11 protein-coding genes are annotated in these 17107 nt (G+C 56.0%); 6 read left to right on the top strand and 5 right to left on the bottom strand.

Features of this window, described 5'->3' with window-relative positions; all coding sequences use genetic code 11:
* The first annotated feature begins 57 nt into the window (after positions 1-57).
* The 6 genes from NQ492_RS11660 (at position 58) to NQ492_RS11635 (ending at position 11985) form a co-directional block, all read left to right on the top strand.
* The gene (locus NQ492_RS11660) at positions 58-2118 is read left to right on the top strand and encodes a glycoside hydrolase family 20 protein (protein WP_015546235.1); all 2061 of its coding nucleotides are present in this window, start codon (positions 58-60) and stop codon (positions 2116-2118) included.
* A gap of 18 nt (positions 2119-2136) precedes the next feature.
* Entirely contained in the window at positions 2137-3432 is a 1296-nt protein-coding gene (locus NQ492_RS11655) for an MFS transporter (protein WP_259872915.1), read from the top strand.
* A 5-nt stretch (positions 3433-3437) separates the two neighbouring features.
* Complete coding sequence (locus NQ492_RS11650; RefSeq protein WP_259872914.1) at positions 3438-4445, top strand: glycoside hydrolase family 130 protein; 1008 nt, start codon at positions 3438-3440, stop codon at positions 4443-4445.
* A complete protein-coding gene (locus NQ492_RS11645) occupies positions 4445-6697 on the top strand; it encodes a GH92 family glycosyl hydrolase (protein WP_259872913.1) in 2253 nt (750 codons plus the stop codon). Before NQ492_RS11650 ends, NQ492_RS11645 begins: the two co-directional genes overlap by 1 nt.
* Entirely contained in the window at positions 6698-10234 is a 3537-nt protein-coding gene (locus tag NQ492_RS11640) for a GH92 family glycosyl hydrolase (RefSeq protein WP_259872912.1), read from the top strand.
* A 218-nt stretch (positions 10235-10452) separates the two neighbouring features.
* On the top strand, positions 10453-11985 hold the full coding sequence (locus tag NQ492_RS11635; protein ID WP_022061461.1) for a bifunctional GNAT family N-acetyltransferase/carbon-nitrogen hydrolase family protein: 1533 nt from the start codon (positions 10453-10455) through the stop codon (positions 11983-11985).
* Positions 11986-12011: 26 nt separating this feature from the next.
* Here the strand turns inward: NQ492_RS11635 and NQ492_RS11630 are convergent, their stop codons facing one another.
* The 5 genes from NQ492_RS11630 to NQ492_RS11610 all read right to left on the bottom strand — a co-directional run bounded on the left by NQ492_RS11630 (position 12012) and on the right by NQ492_RS11610 (position 15638).
* Positions 12012-12662: an MgtC/SapB family protein gene (locus tag NQ492_RS11630; protein WP_015547671.1), complete on the bottom strand. Its 651-nt coding sequence runs from the start codon at positions 12660-12662 to the stop codon at positions 12012-12014.
* 141 nt (positions 12663-12803) lie between these two features.
* Complete coding sequence (locus NQ492_RS11625) at positions 12804-13925, bottom strand: lipid II:glycine glycyltransferase FemX (RefSeq protein WP_044054544.1); 1122 nt, start codon at positions 13923-13925, stop codon at positions 12804-12806.
* Between the two features lie 324 nt (positions 13926-14249).
* The gene (locus tag NQ492_RS11620) at positions 14250-14600 is read right to left on the bottom strand and encodes a DUF4405 domain-containing protein (protein ID WP_015547670.1); all 351 of its coding nucleotides are present in this window, start codon (positions 14598-14600) and stop codon (positions 14250-14252) included.
* Between the two features lie 11 nt (positions 14601-14611).
* On the bottom strand, positions 14612-15007 hold the full coding sequence (locus tag NQ492_RS11615; RefSeq protein WP_015547669.1) for a NifB/NifX family molybdenum-iron cluster-binding protein: 396 nt from the start codon (positions 15005-15007) through the stop codon (positions 14612-14614).
* A gap of 370 nt (positions 15008-15377) precedes the next feature.
* Positions 15378-15638, bottom strand: a complete 261-nt coding sequence (locus NQ492_RS11610) for a hypothetical protein (protein ID WP_147620965.1) — start codon at positions 15636-15638, stop codon at positions 15378-15380.
* Positions 15639-17107 lie beyond the last annotated feature (1469 nt).

Genomic DNA, 17107 nt, shown 5'->3' with positions numbered 1-17107 from the left:
CTATGTATCGAAGCGGGCGGCCTGCAAGCCGTCCGCTTTTTAATTAAAAAATAAACTATGAAATTACGATATCTGTTTCTTGCCGCAGTGTTGTTTGCCGGGGCATGCAGCCGGCCGTCGGAGACCTTTTCTACGGGAATCATTCCCGTTCCGCAGCATGTGAATTGGGGTGAAGGGACATTCCGTATGCCTCGGACGTTGACTTATGTCACTGATCTTGAGGGGCAGGAAAAAGCCGATCTTGCAGCGTGGATGGAGCGTTCGGTTGCAGGCCGGTTTTTCCCCGTTCCTTTTGTCGAAGCCCTCGAAGGCGATATTCCGGCTCTGCGGTTGCGGATTGCAGATAAAGGTGCCCCCGAGAGTTATCGGCTTGATGTCGTCCGCGACAGCATGACGATTACGGCTCCTGATGCAGCCGGTTTGTTTTACGGTTTGCAGTCGCTGGCGCAGTTGGCAGAGCATACGGGGCAACGTATTCCCGCCGTTACGATCGAAGACGCTCCGCGTTTCGCTTACCGGGGCTTCATGCTCGACGTATCGCGTCATTTCCGGGATAAGGAGTTTGTCAAACGGCAACTCGATCTGCTGGCCCGCTACAAGCTCAACCGGTTTCATTGGCATCTGACCGACGGTGCTGGCTGGCGTATCGAGATCAAGAAATATCCCGAGTTGACGGATTTTGCGGCTTGGAGGCCCTATTCCTGTTATACGGAGTGGTATTACGGCGACCGGCGTTACTGTCATCGGGATGATCCTGCGGCCGAAGGCGGTTATTATATGCAGGAGGAGATCCGCGAGGTGGTTGAATACGCTCGCGCCCTGCATATCACCGTGATTCCCGAGATTGAGATGCCCGGGCATAGCGAGGAGGTGCTGGCAACCTATCCGCAACTTGCCTGCAGCGGCAAGCCTTATGTCAATAAGGACTTGTGTATTGGCAATGAAGAAACCTTCGAATTTCTGAAGAATGTGCTTTCGGAAGTCATTGAACTTTTTCCCTCGGAATATATCCATATTGGAGGAGATGAAGCGGACAAGGCGAGTTGGGCGACATGTCCGCGCTGTCGGACTCGGATGAGGCAGGAAGGACTGGAAGATGTTGACGGATTGCAGAGCTATCTGGTGCATCGTGTTGAGGTGTTTCTTAACGGTAAGGGACGCCGTTTGCTGGGCTGGGACGAGATTCTGCAAGGCGGATTGGCTCCGGACGCTACGGTGATGTCGTGGCGAGGTTCCGAGGGCGGTATTGCAGCCGCCCGTGCGGGACATCAGGCCGTGATGACTCCCAATAGTTATTGTTACCTTGATTATTGCCAAGATGATCCTACGCGTGAACCGCCGGCTGCTGCGGCTTTCGTCACGCTTGAAAAGGCTTATTCCCTGGATCCGGCTCCCGATTCGCTCGGCGTCGATGTAGTGCCGATGATCCTTGGTGTGCAGGGTAATTTGTGGTGCGAGCATGTGCCGACCGGGGAACATGCCGAGCATATGATATGGCCGCGCTTGATGGCTATTGCCGAAGTGGGGTGGAGCCTTCCGGAACGCAAGGATTACGATGATTTTCATGCCCGCGTACTCGATGCCGTGGCGTGGATGCAAGAGAGGGGATATCATCCTTTCGATCAGAAGAATGCCGTAGGGGACCGTCCCGAATCAATCGAACCTGTTCTGTGCCTCTCGACAGGCAAACCGGTTGTTTACCATACGCCTTACAGCCCGAAATACGCGGCTGTGGGCGATGGCTCGCTGACCGACGGGCTGCGCGGAGACTGGAATTACGGCGACGGCCGCTGGCAAGGCTGGCTCGATACAGACATTGATCTGGTGGTTGATTTGGGGGAATGCTGTTCAGTGAAACATATTGCCGCAGACTTTATGCAGGGATTCTATGCTGATATTTGGATGCCTCGGGCGGTTGAAATTTCTGTTTCGAACGATAATAAGGCGTATACGATGCTTGCGACCGTTGAGAACGACGTGCCGTTCGATTTCAGACAGGACTGTTACCGGACGTTTGGCTGGACGGGTGAATCCCAAGGACGTTATATTCGGCTGAAAGCCTTTCATAACGGACATCCTGGCGGATGGATTTTCACCGATGAGATAATTGTGGAGTAATACGTTGATCCTACAGAAATGAATCTTTCTTCGCGTTCACCCCTTCGGTGGGTTCCGAGTTTGTACTTTGCGATGGGGCTACCGTTTGTGGTTCTGAACATGGTTTCTGCGGTTCTGTACAAGGACCTGGGGATCTCGGATGCTCAGATCGCGTTCTGGACCTCTCTGATCATGTGGCCATGGACGATCAAGTTTCTGTGGAGCCCTTTTTTGGAGCTTTACCGGACGAAGAAGTTCTGGGTCGTGGGGAGCCAGTTGTTGAGCGGCGTTCTGTTCGGCGTCGCGGCCCTGTCGCTTCAGCTTCCGCTGTTCTTCTCGGTCAGTGTTGCTGTCTTTGCGGTCGTTGCCTTCAGCGGGGCGACGCACGACATCGCGGCCGACGGAGTCTACATGTCGGAGCTATCGCCTGCGTCCCAGGCGAAATACATCGGCTGGCAGGGGGCGTTCTACAACCTTGCGAAACTGGTCGCCACGGGCGGTCTGGTGTGGCTTGCGGGGTGGCTTTACGAGGGTTTCAGCACCTCGGGGACCGCATCGTTCGACGCTTATGTCCGTTCGTGGACGGTCGTTTTGCTGCTCCTGTGCGTCACGCTCGTCGCTTTGGGCCTTTACCATCTCCGCGCGCTTCCTTCAGGCGGTTCGGCTTCAGAAGGCCGCTCGCTGCGGGATGGCCTTTCGGGCCTGAAAGAGGTTATCGCGGCGTTCTTCACCAAACGGCATATCTGGTACTATATCGCCTTCATCATCCTGTACCGGTTGGGCGAGGGCTTCGTGATGAAGATCGTTCCGCTGTTCCTCAAAGCGGATACCGCATCCGGGGGCTTGGGTCTTACGAACCAGCAGATCGGCCTTTACTACGGGACTTTCGGCGCGGGGGCGTTTCTGCTGGGCTCGCTTTTGGCGGGCTACTACATCGCCCGACGAGGTCTGCGGCGCACTCTTTTCACACTGTGCTGTATCTTCAACCTGCCGTTCGGGGTCTACGCCTTGCTTGCATGGTTCCAGCCTTCGAGCATGTGGCTCGTCGGCGGGGGCATCGTCGTGGAGTACTTCGGCTACGGCTTCGGCTTCGTGGGCCTGACGCTGTTTATGATGCAGCAGGTCGCTCCGGGGCGTCACCAGATGGCGCACTACGCTTTCGCTTCGGGTATTATGAACCTCTCGGTGATGCTCACGGGCATGGCTTCGGGCTTTTTGAGCGATCTGATGAGCTACCGGATCTTCTTCCTCGCGGTGATGCTCGCCACCATTCCGGCTTTTGTGATCACCCGGCTGGTTCCCTTTACCTATGACGACAAACCAAACGACAAATAATTTATATGGATACACTGAAAATTGCGGGCTCGAATCAGCCCGATATGCCGTGGGAGGATCGTCCCGCCGGCTCCAAAGAGGTGATGTGGCGTTACACGCAGAACCCGATCATCGGGCGTCATGCGCTTTCGACGTCGAATTCGATCTTCAACTCGGCGGTCGTTCCCTTCAAAAAAGGAAAATATAACTATGCGGGCGTTTTCCGGTGCGACGACACGAACCGCCGGATGCGCATCCACGTGGGCTTTTCGGTCGACGGCCTTCGGTGGGAGATCGAGGAGTCCGACTTCCGGCTGGAGGGTGCGGACGCCGAGATCGGCCAGTGGGTCTACGGCTACGACCCTCGCGTTGCGAAGATCGGCGACAAATACTACGTTACGTGGTGCAACGGCTACCACGGGCCGACGATCGGCATTGCATGGACGGACGATTTTGAGACGTTCCACCAGCTGGAAAACGCCTTCATCCCCTTCAACCGCAACGGCGTGCTGTTCCCCCGCAAGATCAACGGCCGTTTCGCCATGCTGTCGCGTCCGAGCGACAACGGGCATACGGCTTTCGGCGACATCTTCTATTCGGAGAGTCCCGACATGGAGTTCTGGGGCCGCCACCGGCATGTGATGTCTCCGGCGGCTTTCGAGGTGTCGGCATGGCAGTGCATGAAGATCGGTGCGGGTCCCGTGCCCATCGAGACGAGCGAGGGCTGGCTGCTGCTCTACCACGGGGTGCTGCGCTCGTGCAACGGTTATGTCTATGCGTTCGGTTCGGCGCTGCTGGATTTGGAGGAGCCTTGGAAGGTCACGGCCCGCAGCGGTCCCTACCTGATCTCCCCTCGCGAAACGTACGAATGCATGGGCGACGTTCCGAACGTGACGTTCCCGTGCGCTGCGCTGCACGACCCCGCGACGGGGCGCGTGGCCGTCTACTACGGATGCGCCGACACGGTTACGGGCCTTGCGTTCGGCTATATCCCCGAAATCATCGACTTCACGAAGCAAAACTCGATCCTCTGATGCGACTGCGACGAACGCTGCTTACCCTGGCGCTCGCCGCAGCCGTTTTCGGTGCTGCGGCTTCTGCGCAGACCCCTGCCGACCGGGTCGACCCGTTCATCGGGACTACGAACTTCGGGACCGCGAACCCCGGGGCGGTCACGCCGCACGGGATGATGTCGGTGGTTCCGTTCAACGTCATGGGGTCGGAGGAGAACGTCTACGACAAGGACGCCCGCTGGTGGTCCACGCCCTACGAATACCACAACAAATTCTTCACGGGCTTCGCGCACGGCGCCTTGAGCGGCGTGGGGTGCCCCGAGCTGGGCGCGCTGCTGACGATGGCCACGACGGGCCCTCTGACGGTGGATTACCGGGAGTACGGCACGTCGTACAGGGACGAAAAGGCCTCTCCGGGCTATTACTCGGTCTTTCTGGACAAGTACGGCGTCCTTGCCGAAGCCACGGCCACGGCGCGTACCTCGGCCGAGAGGTACACCTTTCCGGAAGGCACAGGGCATATTCTGTTAAATCTGGGCGAGGGGCTTACGAACGAGAGCGGTGCGATGGTTCGCCGGGTGAGCGCCACGGAGATCGAGGGCACGAAGCTGCTGGGGACGTTCTGCTACAATGCGCAGAAGGTTTTCCCGGTGTACTTCGTGCTGCGCGTTTCGAAGACTCCGAGTGCCGGCGGCTATTGGAAGAAGCAACGGAAGATGACGGGCGTGGAGGCCGAGTGGACGCCGGACAACGGGAGGTATAAACTCTATACGGAGTACGGGCGCGAGCTTTCGGGCGACGACGTGGGCTACTGGTTCTCCTTCGACGGCCTTGCGGCGGGCGAGCAGGTGGAGGTGCGCATGGGCATCTCGTATGTCTCTACGGAGAACGCGCGCAAAAACCTCGATGCCGAGCAGGCCGCGGACGCACCGTTCGACGCCATCCGGGAACAGGCCCGCAAGGGCTGGAACGAGGCTCTGGGCAGAATCCGGGTCGAGGGCGGCGCCGAGCAGCAGCAGAGGGTGTTCTACACGGCGTTGTACCATGCGCTGCTGCACCCGAACCTCGTGAGCGACGTGAACGGCGAATACCCGCTGATGGAGCGTTCGGGCGAGACGGGCGTGACGGATGGCGAACGTTATACGGTCTTCTCGCTGTGGGACACCTGCCGCAACCTGCACCAGCTGCTGACGCTTGTCTACCCGGATCGTCAGCGGGAGATGCTGCGCTCGATGACGGGGATGTACGAGGAGTGGGGTTGGCTTCCGAAATGGGAGCTTTACGGCCGCGAGACCTTCACGATGGAGGGAGACCCTGCGATCCCGGTGATCGTCGACAGCTGGATGAAGGGCCTTCGGGATTTCGATGTCGCCAAGGCCTACGAGGCGATGCGCAAGTCGGCCACGACGCCCGGTGCGCAGAACCGCATGCGGCCCGACATCGACCCCTATATCGAAAAAGGCTATATCCCGCTGGGATTCTATGCCAAGGACCTTGCGGGCGACACCTCCGTCTCGCACGCGCTGGAGTACTACATGGCCGACGCTGCGCTGTCGCTGCTGGCCGACTCGCTCGGACAGGGGGACGACGCGCGTCTGTTCCGCGCCCGCTCGTTGGGCTACAAACGCTATTACAGCCCGGAAAGCGGGACTTTGCGTCCGCTCCATCCCGACGGAACTTTTTTAAGCCCCTTCGACCCGAAGGCGGGCGAGAACTTCACGGCGGCTCCGGGCTTCCACGAGGGGAGTGCGTGGAACTATACGTTCTACGTTCCGCACGACGTGGAGGGGCTTGCGAAGCTGATGGGCGGACGACGCAAATTCATCGACAAACTGCAAATGGTCTTCGACGAGGGATTGTACGACCCTGCGAACGAACCCGACATCGCCTATGCGTATCTTTTCAGCCGCTTCCGGGGCGAGGAGTGGCGCACGCAGCGGGAAACCCGGCGGCTGTTGGAGCGATACTTTACCACCGCCCCCGACGGCATCCCGGGCAACGACGACACGGGGACGATGTCTGCGTGGGCTGTCTTCACGATGCTGGGACTCTATCCCGACTGCCCGGGCGAACCATACTATACACTGACGTCCCCGACATTCGACCGGGCCGAAATCGACACGGAGCGGGGAACGCTGGTGATCGAAAAACACGGCGAGGGCTATATCGACCGGATGACGCTGGGCGATAAACCGTTGAAAAATTATCGTATCTTGCACGATGAATTGCTCAAGGGCGGAAAACTTACTTTCGAACTTAAAAACAAGAGATAGATGAAACTTACGGGATTCTTATTCGCCGCGGCCCTGCTGGGCAGCTGCACGCAGCCTGCCGCGGAGGAGAATTACACGCGCCATGTCGATCCGAAGATCGGCACAGGCGGCCACGGGCACGTCTTCGTGGGAGCCAACGTCCCCTTCGGCCTGGTGCAGGTGGGTCCGACGAGCATTCCGCAGACGTGGGACTGGTGCTCGGGCTACCATGCGAGCGATTCGACGGTGATCGGCTTCTCGCACACGCATTTGAGCGGCACGGGCATCGGCGATTTGTTCGACGTGACGGTCATGCCCGTCACGGGCGATGTGACCTACGCCCGGGGTGAGGAGGCAGACCCTGCGTCGGGACTGTGGTCCTATGCCGACCGGACCCAAGAAATTGCCCGGCCGGGCTACTATTCGGTGCCGCTGACGCGCTATGGCATCCGGGCCGAGCTGACGGCCACGGCGCGCGTGGGTCTGCACCGCTACACCTTCCCGGCGTCTGAAAAGGCAGCCGTGGTCTTCGACCTGGAAAACGGCGGCTGCTGGGACAAGGCCACGGAGACGCATCTCGCAAAGGAGGGCGACCGGACGGTGACGGGCTGGCGTCACTCGACGGGCTGGGCCAAAGACCAGCGGGTCTACTTCGTCGCGGAGTTCTCGAAACCCTTCGAAAAATTCGAAACCATCGGCGATAACTACGCCCGGGCTTCGTTCCGTACAACCGACGGGGAACAAGTGTCGCTGAAAGTCGCTTTATCGCCCGTAAGCGTCGAGGGTGCGAAAGCGAACCTTGCGGCGGAACTCCCCGGATGGGATTTCGACGCTACGGCGGCCGCTGCCGACAAGGCGTGGAACGATGAACTGTCGAAGGTGAAGATCGAGACGGAGGATGAAACGTCGAAGCGCATCTTCTATACGGCGCTGTATCATACGATGGTGGCTCCGTCGCTCTTCTGCGATGTGAACGGCGATTACCGCGGAGCCGACGGCAAGGTGCATGAGAATCCGGGGCGCGATACCTATACGACCTTTTCGCTGTGGGACACTTACCGGGCCGCGATGCCGCTGATGACCGTCCTGCACCCGGAGCGGATGCCCGACATCATCCAGACGATGCTGCACATCGCCGACGAGCAGGGACGGCTCCCGGTATGGCACCTGTGGGGTAATGAGACCGACTGCATGGTGGGCAACCCGGGCATCGTAGCGGTGGCGGACGCCATCGTGAAGGGCATCGGGGGCTTCGACCGCGAAAAGGCCTTCGAGGCGATCCGTAAGACGGCCATGAACCCCGACCGGGGCAACGGCCTGCGCATGGAGTACGGCTACATCCCGTGCGAGATGTTCAACGAGGCCGTGGCCTATGACATGGAGTACGCTTTGGCCGACGGCGCGGCGGCGCGTGCCGCCGAAGCGCTGGGCAAGGCGGAGGATGCGAAGTATTTCGAGGAGCGCAGCCATAGCTACCGCAACTATTTCGACCCTGCGACGCGCTTTATGCGGGGCCGGGATTCGCGGAAGGGCTGGCGCACTCCCTTCAATGCGTTCGCCTCGACGCACCGCGCCGACGACTACTGCGAGGGCAACGCCTGGCAGTACACCTGGCTGGCTCCGCACGATGTCAAGGGCCTCGAAGGGCTGTTCGGCTCGCGTGCGAAGATGATTGAAAAACTCGATTCGCTGTTTACGGTAAGTTCGGTCATCGAAGGCGGCGAGACCTCGCCCGACATCTCGGGACTGATCGGCCAGTACGCCCACGGCAACGAACCGAGCCACCATATCCTCTACCTCTACACGATGCTGGGCCAGCCGTGGAAAACGGCCGACAAGGTCCGCGAGGTGCTCACGACGCTCTACCACGACCGGCCGGACGGATTGTCGGGCAACGAGGATGTGGGTCAGATGTCGGCGTGGTACGTCCTCTCGTCGCTGGGCATGTACGAAGCCGAGCCTGCGGGCGGACGCTACTGGTTCGGATCGCCCCTGTTCGACAGGGTCGAAATCACCGTCCCGGGCGGGACCTTCACGATTGTCGCCGAGAACAACTCCGCTGCGAACAAATATATCCAGCGTGTTTGGCTCAACGGCCAACCCTACACGAAGCCCTGGATCGGTCATGCCGACGTGATGAAGGGCGGGGAGCTGCGCTTCGAGATGGGGGCCGAAGAGAAGGTGTGGTACTGTCCGGACGAACCGGAGGCGTACGCCGACCAGCGGCCCGCGGAGGAGCAGCGGCTTTTTAAGTCGGAAGCGGTAGAGGGGGAGATCGCCCGCGTGTGCGGTCTTCTGACCAACGAACGCCTGCGGTGGATGTTCGCCAACTGCTTCCCCAACACGCTCGACACCACCGTACACTACGGCGAGGACGAGGCGGGCAATCCCGATACCTACGTCTACACGGGCGACATTCCGGCCATGTGGCTCCGCGACTCGGGGGCGCAGGTGTGGCCCTACGTGCAGTTGTGTAAGGAGGACCCGGCGTTGCAGAAGATGATCGCGGGGGTGATCCGGCGGCAATTCAAACTCATCAATATCGATCCTTACGCTAATGCCTTCAACGTCGGCCCTACGGGTGACGGCGAGGATGTCGGCTATCCGGGCAACGATCAAAGTCCCTGGGTTTTCGAGCGCAAATGGGAGATCGATTCCCATTGCTATCCTCTGCGCCTTGCGCACCATTACTGGAAAACCACGGGCGACACGTCGGTCTTCGACGGGGAGTGGACCTCGGCGATGCGCAACATCGTGAAGACGCTGCGCGAACAGCAGATGAAGGAGGGGCCGGGCGATTACATCTTCCTGCGCACGACCGACCGCCAGCTGGATACCCGCTGCCATGTGGGGCGCGGCAACCCCGTGAAACCCGTGGGGCTGATCGTCTCGGCGTTCCGTCCTTCGGACGACGCCACGACCTTCGGGTTCCTCATCCCGTCGAATTTCATGACCGTCACGTCGCTGCGCAAGGCCGCCGAGATCCTGACGGCGGTGAACGGCGAGCGGGAGCTGGCCGCGGAGTGCACGGCGCTGGCCGGAGAGGTGGAAGAGGCATTGCAGAAATACGCGGTGGTCGAGCATCCGGAGTTCGGGAAGATCTACGCCTTCGAGGTGGACGGATTCGGAGGCTGCTTCCTAATGGACGATGCCAATGTGCCGTCGCTGCTGGCAATGCCCTATCTGGGCGACGTGGAGCGCACGGACCCGATTTACGAAAACACGCGCCGGTTCGTGTGGAGCACGGAAAATCCCTATTTCTGGCGCGGAGCTGCCGGAGAGGGTATCGGAGGACCCCATATCGGCGTGGAGATGATCTGGCCCATGAGCATTATGATGCGGGCCTTCACGGCGACCGACGACGAAGAGATCCGCGACTGCATCTGCCAGCTGATCACCACCGACGCCGGAACGGGATTCATGCACGAAAGTTTTTCGCGCCACGATGCCGCGGATTTCACCCGCGCGTGGTTCGCCTGGCAGAACACCCTCTTCGGGGAGCTGATCCTCAAACTCGTAAACGACGGGAAAACGGACCTGCTGAATTCCATATACTAACCATGAAGAAACTTACAATTTACGCCACCTTCAACGAGGAGGGTATTTCGTTCCCGTTTCCGCAACTTACGATTCTTAATTCGGGGTGATAAAGTCTGCGGCACCGGCAGAGAGGAGAGCGGTGTGAATTTCGAGTGCCGCTCTTCTTATATTTTCCTCTCTCTGGCGTTTTCGGAAGTTAAAGAGTATCTTTGTACGTTTTTTCAACCCATGTGTTTATGGAAACGTTAGAAATCAATAAAGTAGAAATTCGCAATCTTCAGAAAGAGGATTACGACCAACTGGCCAGTTCCTTTACCCGCGTCTATGCCGATGGAAGCGACGTTTTTTGGACGCCGAAGCAAATCGACAAACTGATTCGCATCTTCCCGGAGGGGCAGATCGTCGTAGTCGTGGACGGCAAGATCGTAGGCTGCGCGCTTTCGATCATTGTGAATTACGATGACGTGAAGAACGACCACACCTACGCCCAGGTTACGGGGAATGAAACATTCGACACCCACACCCGCAAGGGTAACATCCTCTACGGCATCGAGGTCTTCATCCATCCCGACTACCGGGGACTGCGTCTGGCGCGGCGCATGTACGAATACCGCAAGGAACTGTGCGAAAAACTCAACCTGAAAGCCATCATGTTCGGGGGCCGTCTGCCCAACTACCATAAGTATGCGGAACAGATGCGCCCCAAGGAATATATAGACAAAGTGCGCCAACGTGAAATTGTCGATCCTGTGCTGTTGTTCCAGCTCTCGAACGATTTCCATGTCCGTAAAGTAATGCGCAACTATCTGCCCAACGACGAGGAGTCGCGCCACTACGCCTGCCTGCTTCAGTGGGACAACATCTATTATCAGGCTCCGACCGAGGAGTACATCCTGCCCAAAACCACGGTGCGCGTAGGCATCGTACAGTGGCAAATGCGCAGCTACAAGACCCTTGACGACCTGTTCGAACAGGTGGAGTTTTTCGTCGATTCCGTGAGCGGCTATCAGAGTGATTTCGTTCTTTTTCCCGAATATTTCAACGCTCCGCTTATGGCGCGGTTCAACGATGTCAGCGAATCGGAGGCCATTCGCGGGCTGGCGCAATATACGGATGAAATCCGGGACCGGTTTATCGCATTGGCCATTAAGTTCAACATCAATATCATCACGGGCAGCATGCCCCAGATCAAAGACGACGGGCAGCTTTACAACGTGGGGTTCCTCTGCCGCCGTGACGGAACTTACGAAATGTATGAAAAATTGCACGTTACGCCCGACGAGATGAAGTGCTGGGGATTGAGCGGCGGCAAGACGATCCGCACGTTCGAGACGGACTGCGCGAAGATCGGCGTATTGATCTGCTACGACGTTGAGTTTCCGGAACTTTCACGCATTATGGCCTCCGAGGGGATGCAGATTCTCTTCGTGCCGTTCCTCACGGATACGCAGAATGCCTATTCGCGCGTGCAAGTCTGCGCCCATGCCCGCGCCATCGAGAACGAATGTTTCGTGGTGATCGCAGGCAGTGTGGGCAACCTGCCCAAGGTGCACAACATGGACATTCAGTATGCGCGCTCCGGAGTTTTCACGCCCTGCGATTTCGCTTTTCCGACGGACGGACGGCGTGCGGAGGCGACGCCCAATACGGAGATGATCCTTATTTCGGACATTAACCTGAACCTGTTGAACGAGTTGCACACCTACGGCAGCGTCCGCAACCTCAAGGACCGTCGCAGCGACCTGTACGAGGTGCGGGTGAAAAGATAATCCGGTCGCGTCTGAACCCGTAAATATTATTCGATACTCGAAATCATAACGTCGTCGAATTCATCCATATAACCGATGAGTCGCTCGTTGTGGTTGCCGCGTTTCACTTTCATCTCCAGCCGAGCTTCGAAGATTTCGCCCTGCGAGGTACGACGATCCTTCAGTTCGTAGGAATACAGCTCGATACAGTCGTCCTTGATCTGATCGACCACTCTTTTGACGCTCTCTTTCGACGTAGCCGAGAAAGTCAGGCTCACGGTCGTCGTTCCCACCTGTGGGATCAAGGCGTTGAGCACCTCCAGTCCCAGCAGTATCATCACCGTAGCGATCGCGGCCGCAGCATACATTCCCGTACCGCAAGCCAGTCCGATAGCCGCCGTTACCCACAGTCCTGCTGCTGTCGTAAGTCCGCGTACCATATTTTTCTGAAAGATGATGGTTCCAGCGCCGAGGAATCCGATTCCCGAGACAACCTGCGCGGCCACCCGCGACGAATCTTTCAGATCTATGCCAAATCCGTACTGCGAAACGACGCAGAAGAGGGCACTGCCCAGCGCGACGAGAAAATGCGTGCGGAACCCCGCATCTTTGGAACGGAATTCCCGTTCTATTCCGACGATTCCGCCCAGCAACAGAGCGACGAAAAGTCGAAGCGTTACTTCCAAAGTCATATTCATCTGTTATCGTATTTTTAATAGTCAGCCATCTCCCGCCAGCTAGTGTTCACCGACGGGGGGGGGTAAGGGCAAAGACAACCTGCGGCATTGTTCAACCTTTTCGAATGGATGCTCCATGAAAACAGGTCCTACCTTCGTATTTCAGTTCCGGTAATAGCCTTGCATGTTCATCTCGCAGGCGCAGAAATAGTCATACTTCTCCTTTTCGAGCGGATAGTCCCAGCATCCGAGCTGATGGTACACATCGCCGCCGAATCCCTGCTTGAACTTGTAAAGGCCATACATCGGGTGTGACGGATCCGGACACGGGGCGATGCCGAACATATCGTACTCGCTGCAACAGTTCTCCTTGGCGATCTGCATAGCCCGCCATTGCAGGGCATAGGTCGGCATCAGGTTGCGCATCCGTGAGGAAGAGGCTCCGTAGAGGTAGGTCGCCCGGTGGGCCGAAAGGATGAGGAACATCGCCGCCAGCGGTGTGTCGTCGAAACAGGCGACCAACAATGTCACCTGCACCGCCTTGTCCGGACACTCCATCTTCGAGGCGAATACCGAACGGAAATAGCTCTTGCCGTTGATGTAAAGTCCGTTTCGCAAGGCGGTTTCCATATAAAGTTCGTACCAGACATCCAGTCCTTCGATGCCGACCGCACGCACATTGACTCCCTTGCGCCGGGCCAGACGGATGTTGTAGCGCGTCTTGGGTTTCATGCGGTCGAGAATAGTCGCTTCATCGGGCGTCAGGTCCACGACGATTGTGTTGGCCGGCAGAATGTTGGTATTGGCTTTACGCAGATTCCACTCCGCAGTGCCGTAATTGAGCTTAAACTCCTGAAACTCCTTATCTGGCAGTCCGAGCCAGTTGCCCTTCGTATCGAAATTTTCAGTCTTGCACCAGTGCGATTCCCAGTTCAGATCATAGCGCAGGGCCACGCAGTGCTTCGGAAGGTACGAACGCAGCGATTCGGACAACTCTTCCAGAAAACGGCCGTGGTTCTCTTCCGAAGGCTCGATCTCTGGACCGTAAGGGAAATAGGCGATGTAATCCTCGGTGTTCAGGTATTGAAAGAATGTGATGAAGTCGCCCTGCGTATGTGCATAGCCGCCTACATTGGTGTAAATTTCGCTGTTGCGGACCGAAAAATCAAATGCCCGGGAATCCATTCCCAACCGCTCCTTCACTTTCGACCAGAACGATGTCTGCTGGACGATCGGCGTACTGTAAGCATCGACCACCTTTTTCGGTTCGATTTTTAAGTGCACGATCTGAAAATTTTGGAATTCACAAAGGTACTCAATAAAACCGTACGAGTCAAGGCCAGGGCCATCCCGTTCATATTTCAGCCGGAAATTCCGGCGCAGAAAAGGTGGTCGGCGAAAAATCCGGTAATTCTGGAATGCCGACGACGTCGGCGTGAACGGTTTAATGGACGAACGGCACGGCCGGCTACCTCTGTATAGTGTCCCTTGTCCAGAAGCCCTGGATATAAGCAAGCCCCCGAAAATCATCTCCGACTTTCAGGGGCCTATCCGTTCATGTTTCGCTCTGCTCCGCCTTTCCCATGCGCCCGCCTACAATGCATAGATTCATGGCAGTATCGCCATGAGTGCAAAGAGGGTCAACAGTCCGACGACCGCGGTTCGCACGCCTCTGTTCGGGAGGTTCTTGTGGAAGAAGGCGTCAATCGTTTTCCAGTGGAACGCGACGTGCAAGATCAACAGTAGCAGCAATGCCACGCCCACCCAGGTATGTATCGTTCCCCAGTCGTGCCGCCCCATGCCCAGGAGCTGCGATGCATGGGCACGGGCTCCGGCATGGCGAATGGCGTGGCGCGAAGGCAGGATGACGTTCATCACGAAGCCGCTGATGCTGACCGCCGCCATGCCGACCAGCAGTCCGGCGTCGATCAGGATATTCGTTCTCAGCCTGTTTTTCATGCTTCCGGAACTTAATGTCCGCACTCGTGCGTATGTTCGTGTCCGTGCCCGTCACATCGGTGCGCTCCGTCGTGTCCGGCGCACCTCTTGCCCGAATCGAGAATGAATCCTGCGAGGTAGCTTTTGACTACGGTCTCGATGTCGCCGCTGCAACCTCGCACGACCGTGATGCCGTGGGCTTCGAGTTTGTTTTTGGCCCCTTCGCCCATATTGCCCGCCAACATCGCCGTAACGCCGAGGCGCTGCAGGTCGGCAGCGATGCCCGACTTGCAACCGCACCCCTGCGGCGAGGGCAGCTCTTCGCGTGCTGCAATGGTTTTGTTTTCTATCGTATAGATCGTGTAATGGTCGCAATGGCCGAAGTGGTCGTCGATGCGACAGTCTCTTGTAGGAATTGCAATTTTCATGATTCTATAAAATATTTAAGATGGTTGTTCTTTGCCTTTCGGCTTGCGCCTGCATAGTGTGTCGTAAGGCGATCCCGGATACGCTATCGGCTTTGGTTATAATATGGTTTCATTTAGAAATTTCATACCGACGTTAAAGATAGGCAAAAAATAGGGAATAAACCACTTACGGTAAACTTTTTAGCGTTTTCCCTAAGAAAAAGATGTGGACTTTGCGAAGGCTTGTAACGTTGGAACTCGCTGAAAGACAAGACCCAGATCGGACAGAGGTCGGCAGCGCTTCCATCGAGCAGGAACCGGTTTACCCTTTTCTTGCGCTATAACAGATTTCGCCCTTACTTCCGTTGTCCAAACTCCAATTCCGGATTCTTTAGGCCCGCAGAGAACCTTGCCGGAACCGTCCGTATAAAACGGCGATAACCTCTTCCGCCAACGATTTGACACCAGGCCCTTCATGAGAATCCGAAACTTTATTCATTTTATCGATTTCTGGATCGGCAAGTGTTCCCGTCTTCGGTTTCAGAATTCGATCACCGATCCGGTATGGAACACCCTTGCCTCGGGCAATTCTGCAACCTGTGCTTTTTTTGACCTCGGCTCCGGTACAGTGCCCCGTATATAGAGTGTTCATAGTTTCTCTTACGAGTTATGTAAATAAGATGTAGCAATAGGGTTATTCCTGTAGATGCTATAAATTTCCGAATTCGAGTTTATCGTTCTGTGCAACTTGCCATACTATTATGTCGGCCAAGCAAATGAGGTGCTGGATAAAAACAGGTGGTATTTACAATTTATCTGTATCGGTAGAGCATATCGGCCTAATTTGATAAGGCCCCCGTAAGATTCCTCCTTATCTTTTTCAGTTACGTTCCGCCTCTGCTGCAGTCCGATTCTCGTTTTCGATTTTAACTTCAATTTCAGCACCTCCATTTCTGCCTCTTCAGGCTTTGCCTCGGGCTTCATCTACTCCCGCAGACAAAGGTATAGGTTGTCGGAGGCTGTCAGCCCCGAGTTCCCTGTGTATATATGTTCTCTGGCTGGTAATGTTACCCGTGCTTTGACCGAGTATTTGCATTATCTCACTCTGCTTCTTTTCTCGTAGTATATGCCAGCAGCTCCTGATCTTCAAGCGGCTCAACTTGAGGAATACCCCTATCTTTGATGTCTGGACCCATGCATTCGAGTTTTAGACATCTTCTGAACTTTACAATCACCTTCACGCTCGCAAGTGGCGAAGAACTAATTTATCCGATTCCTGCTAGCTGTAAATCAATAGTATAGCTTTTTCGTCGATCTGGATGCCCTTCCGGGTTAAGAGAACACAATAGTACCGACACTTGTTATTACCGGCGCGACCAGATGGGACTTGTTGCGAAAATAAACGGTTATCTTTCTCCGCTCGACAAAGATAATTACGATAATTTTATGCTGAATAGCAGCAGTCAGCGGATTCAGCTTGTTGCAACTCGATGAAATCAATGTTTTCTTTCCCAGTTATATTCGGTGGAAGATATTTTCCTAATCGATGATGATGTATGAGATCAGGCGAAGAGGGGGTTTAGGCTGTATTTCAGAACAGTAGTAAACTGGGAAGGTGTTTGGTTTTTTGATGCTGAACAACCTCAATTTATCTTCGGACGAAAGGCCCCGATGACTGTACGTTGCCACGACAAGGGTACGATTCAAGCGTTCAATGATCAATTTCATTGTTTGTTGACAGAGCGAGAATGCTGCAATAGAGATAAAATCATATTGCCCGAACCCTTCTTTGAGAGGAAGAAAATAAGTGAATGATTGTTTTTATTGCGATGATTATTCGGTTGAATTTCCTTCATCATAACTGACACATAAAACTGTTCAAGCATCTTGTGTTTTGACACTAATGATAACTTCTTGTTCTATTTCTTCCAACAAGAACCTTGTATGCTTGAGAAAATGGAATATCCATGCGTTAGAATGCTGCCCTTTTAGCAAATTTGTCAAATCCGCATTTTTTTTGTATTTTGTAATCGGTTATTTGAAATGCGGTATTTGAGCGCAAGACGCTGAAAATAAACCGTTGCCTTTTCGTTACCTATTATCCCTATACAAAAATGTAAT

This window comes from Alistipes shahii WAL 8301 (assembly GCF_025145845.1).
In the GTDB taxonomy this organism is placed as follows: Bacteria; Bacteroidota; Bacteroidia; order Bacteroidales; family Rikenellaceae; genus Alistipes; species Alistipes shahii.
The sequence above is the reverse complement of the archived record's forward strand: the minus strand, read 5'-3'. Positions and strand labels throughout refer to the sequence as shown.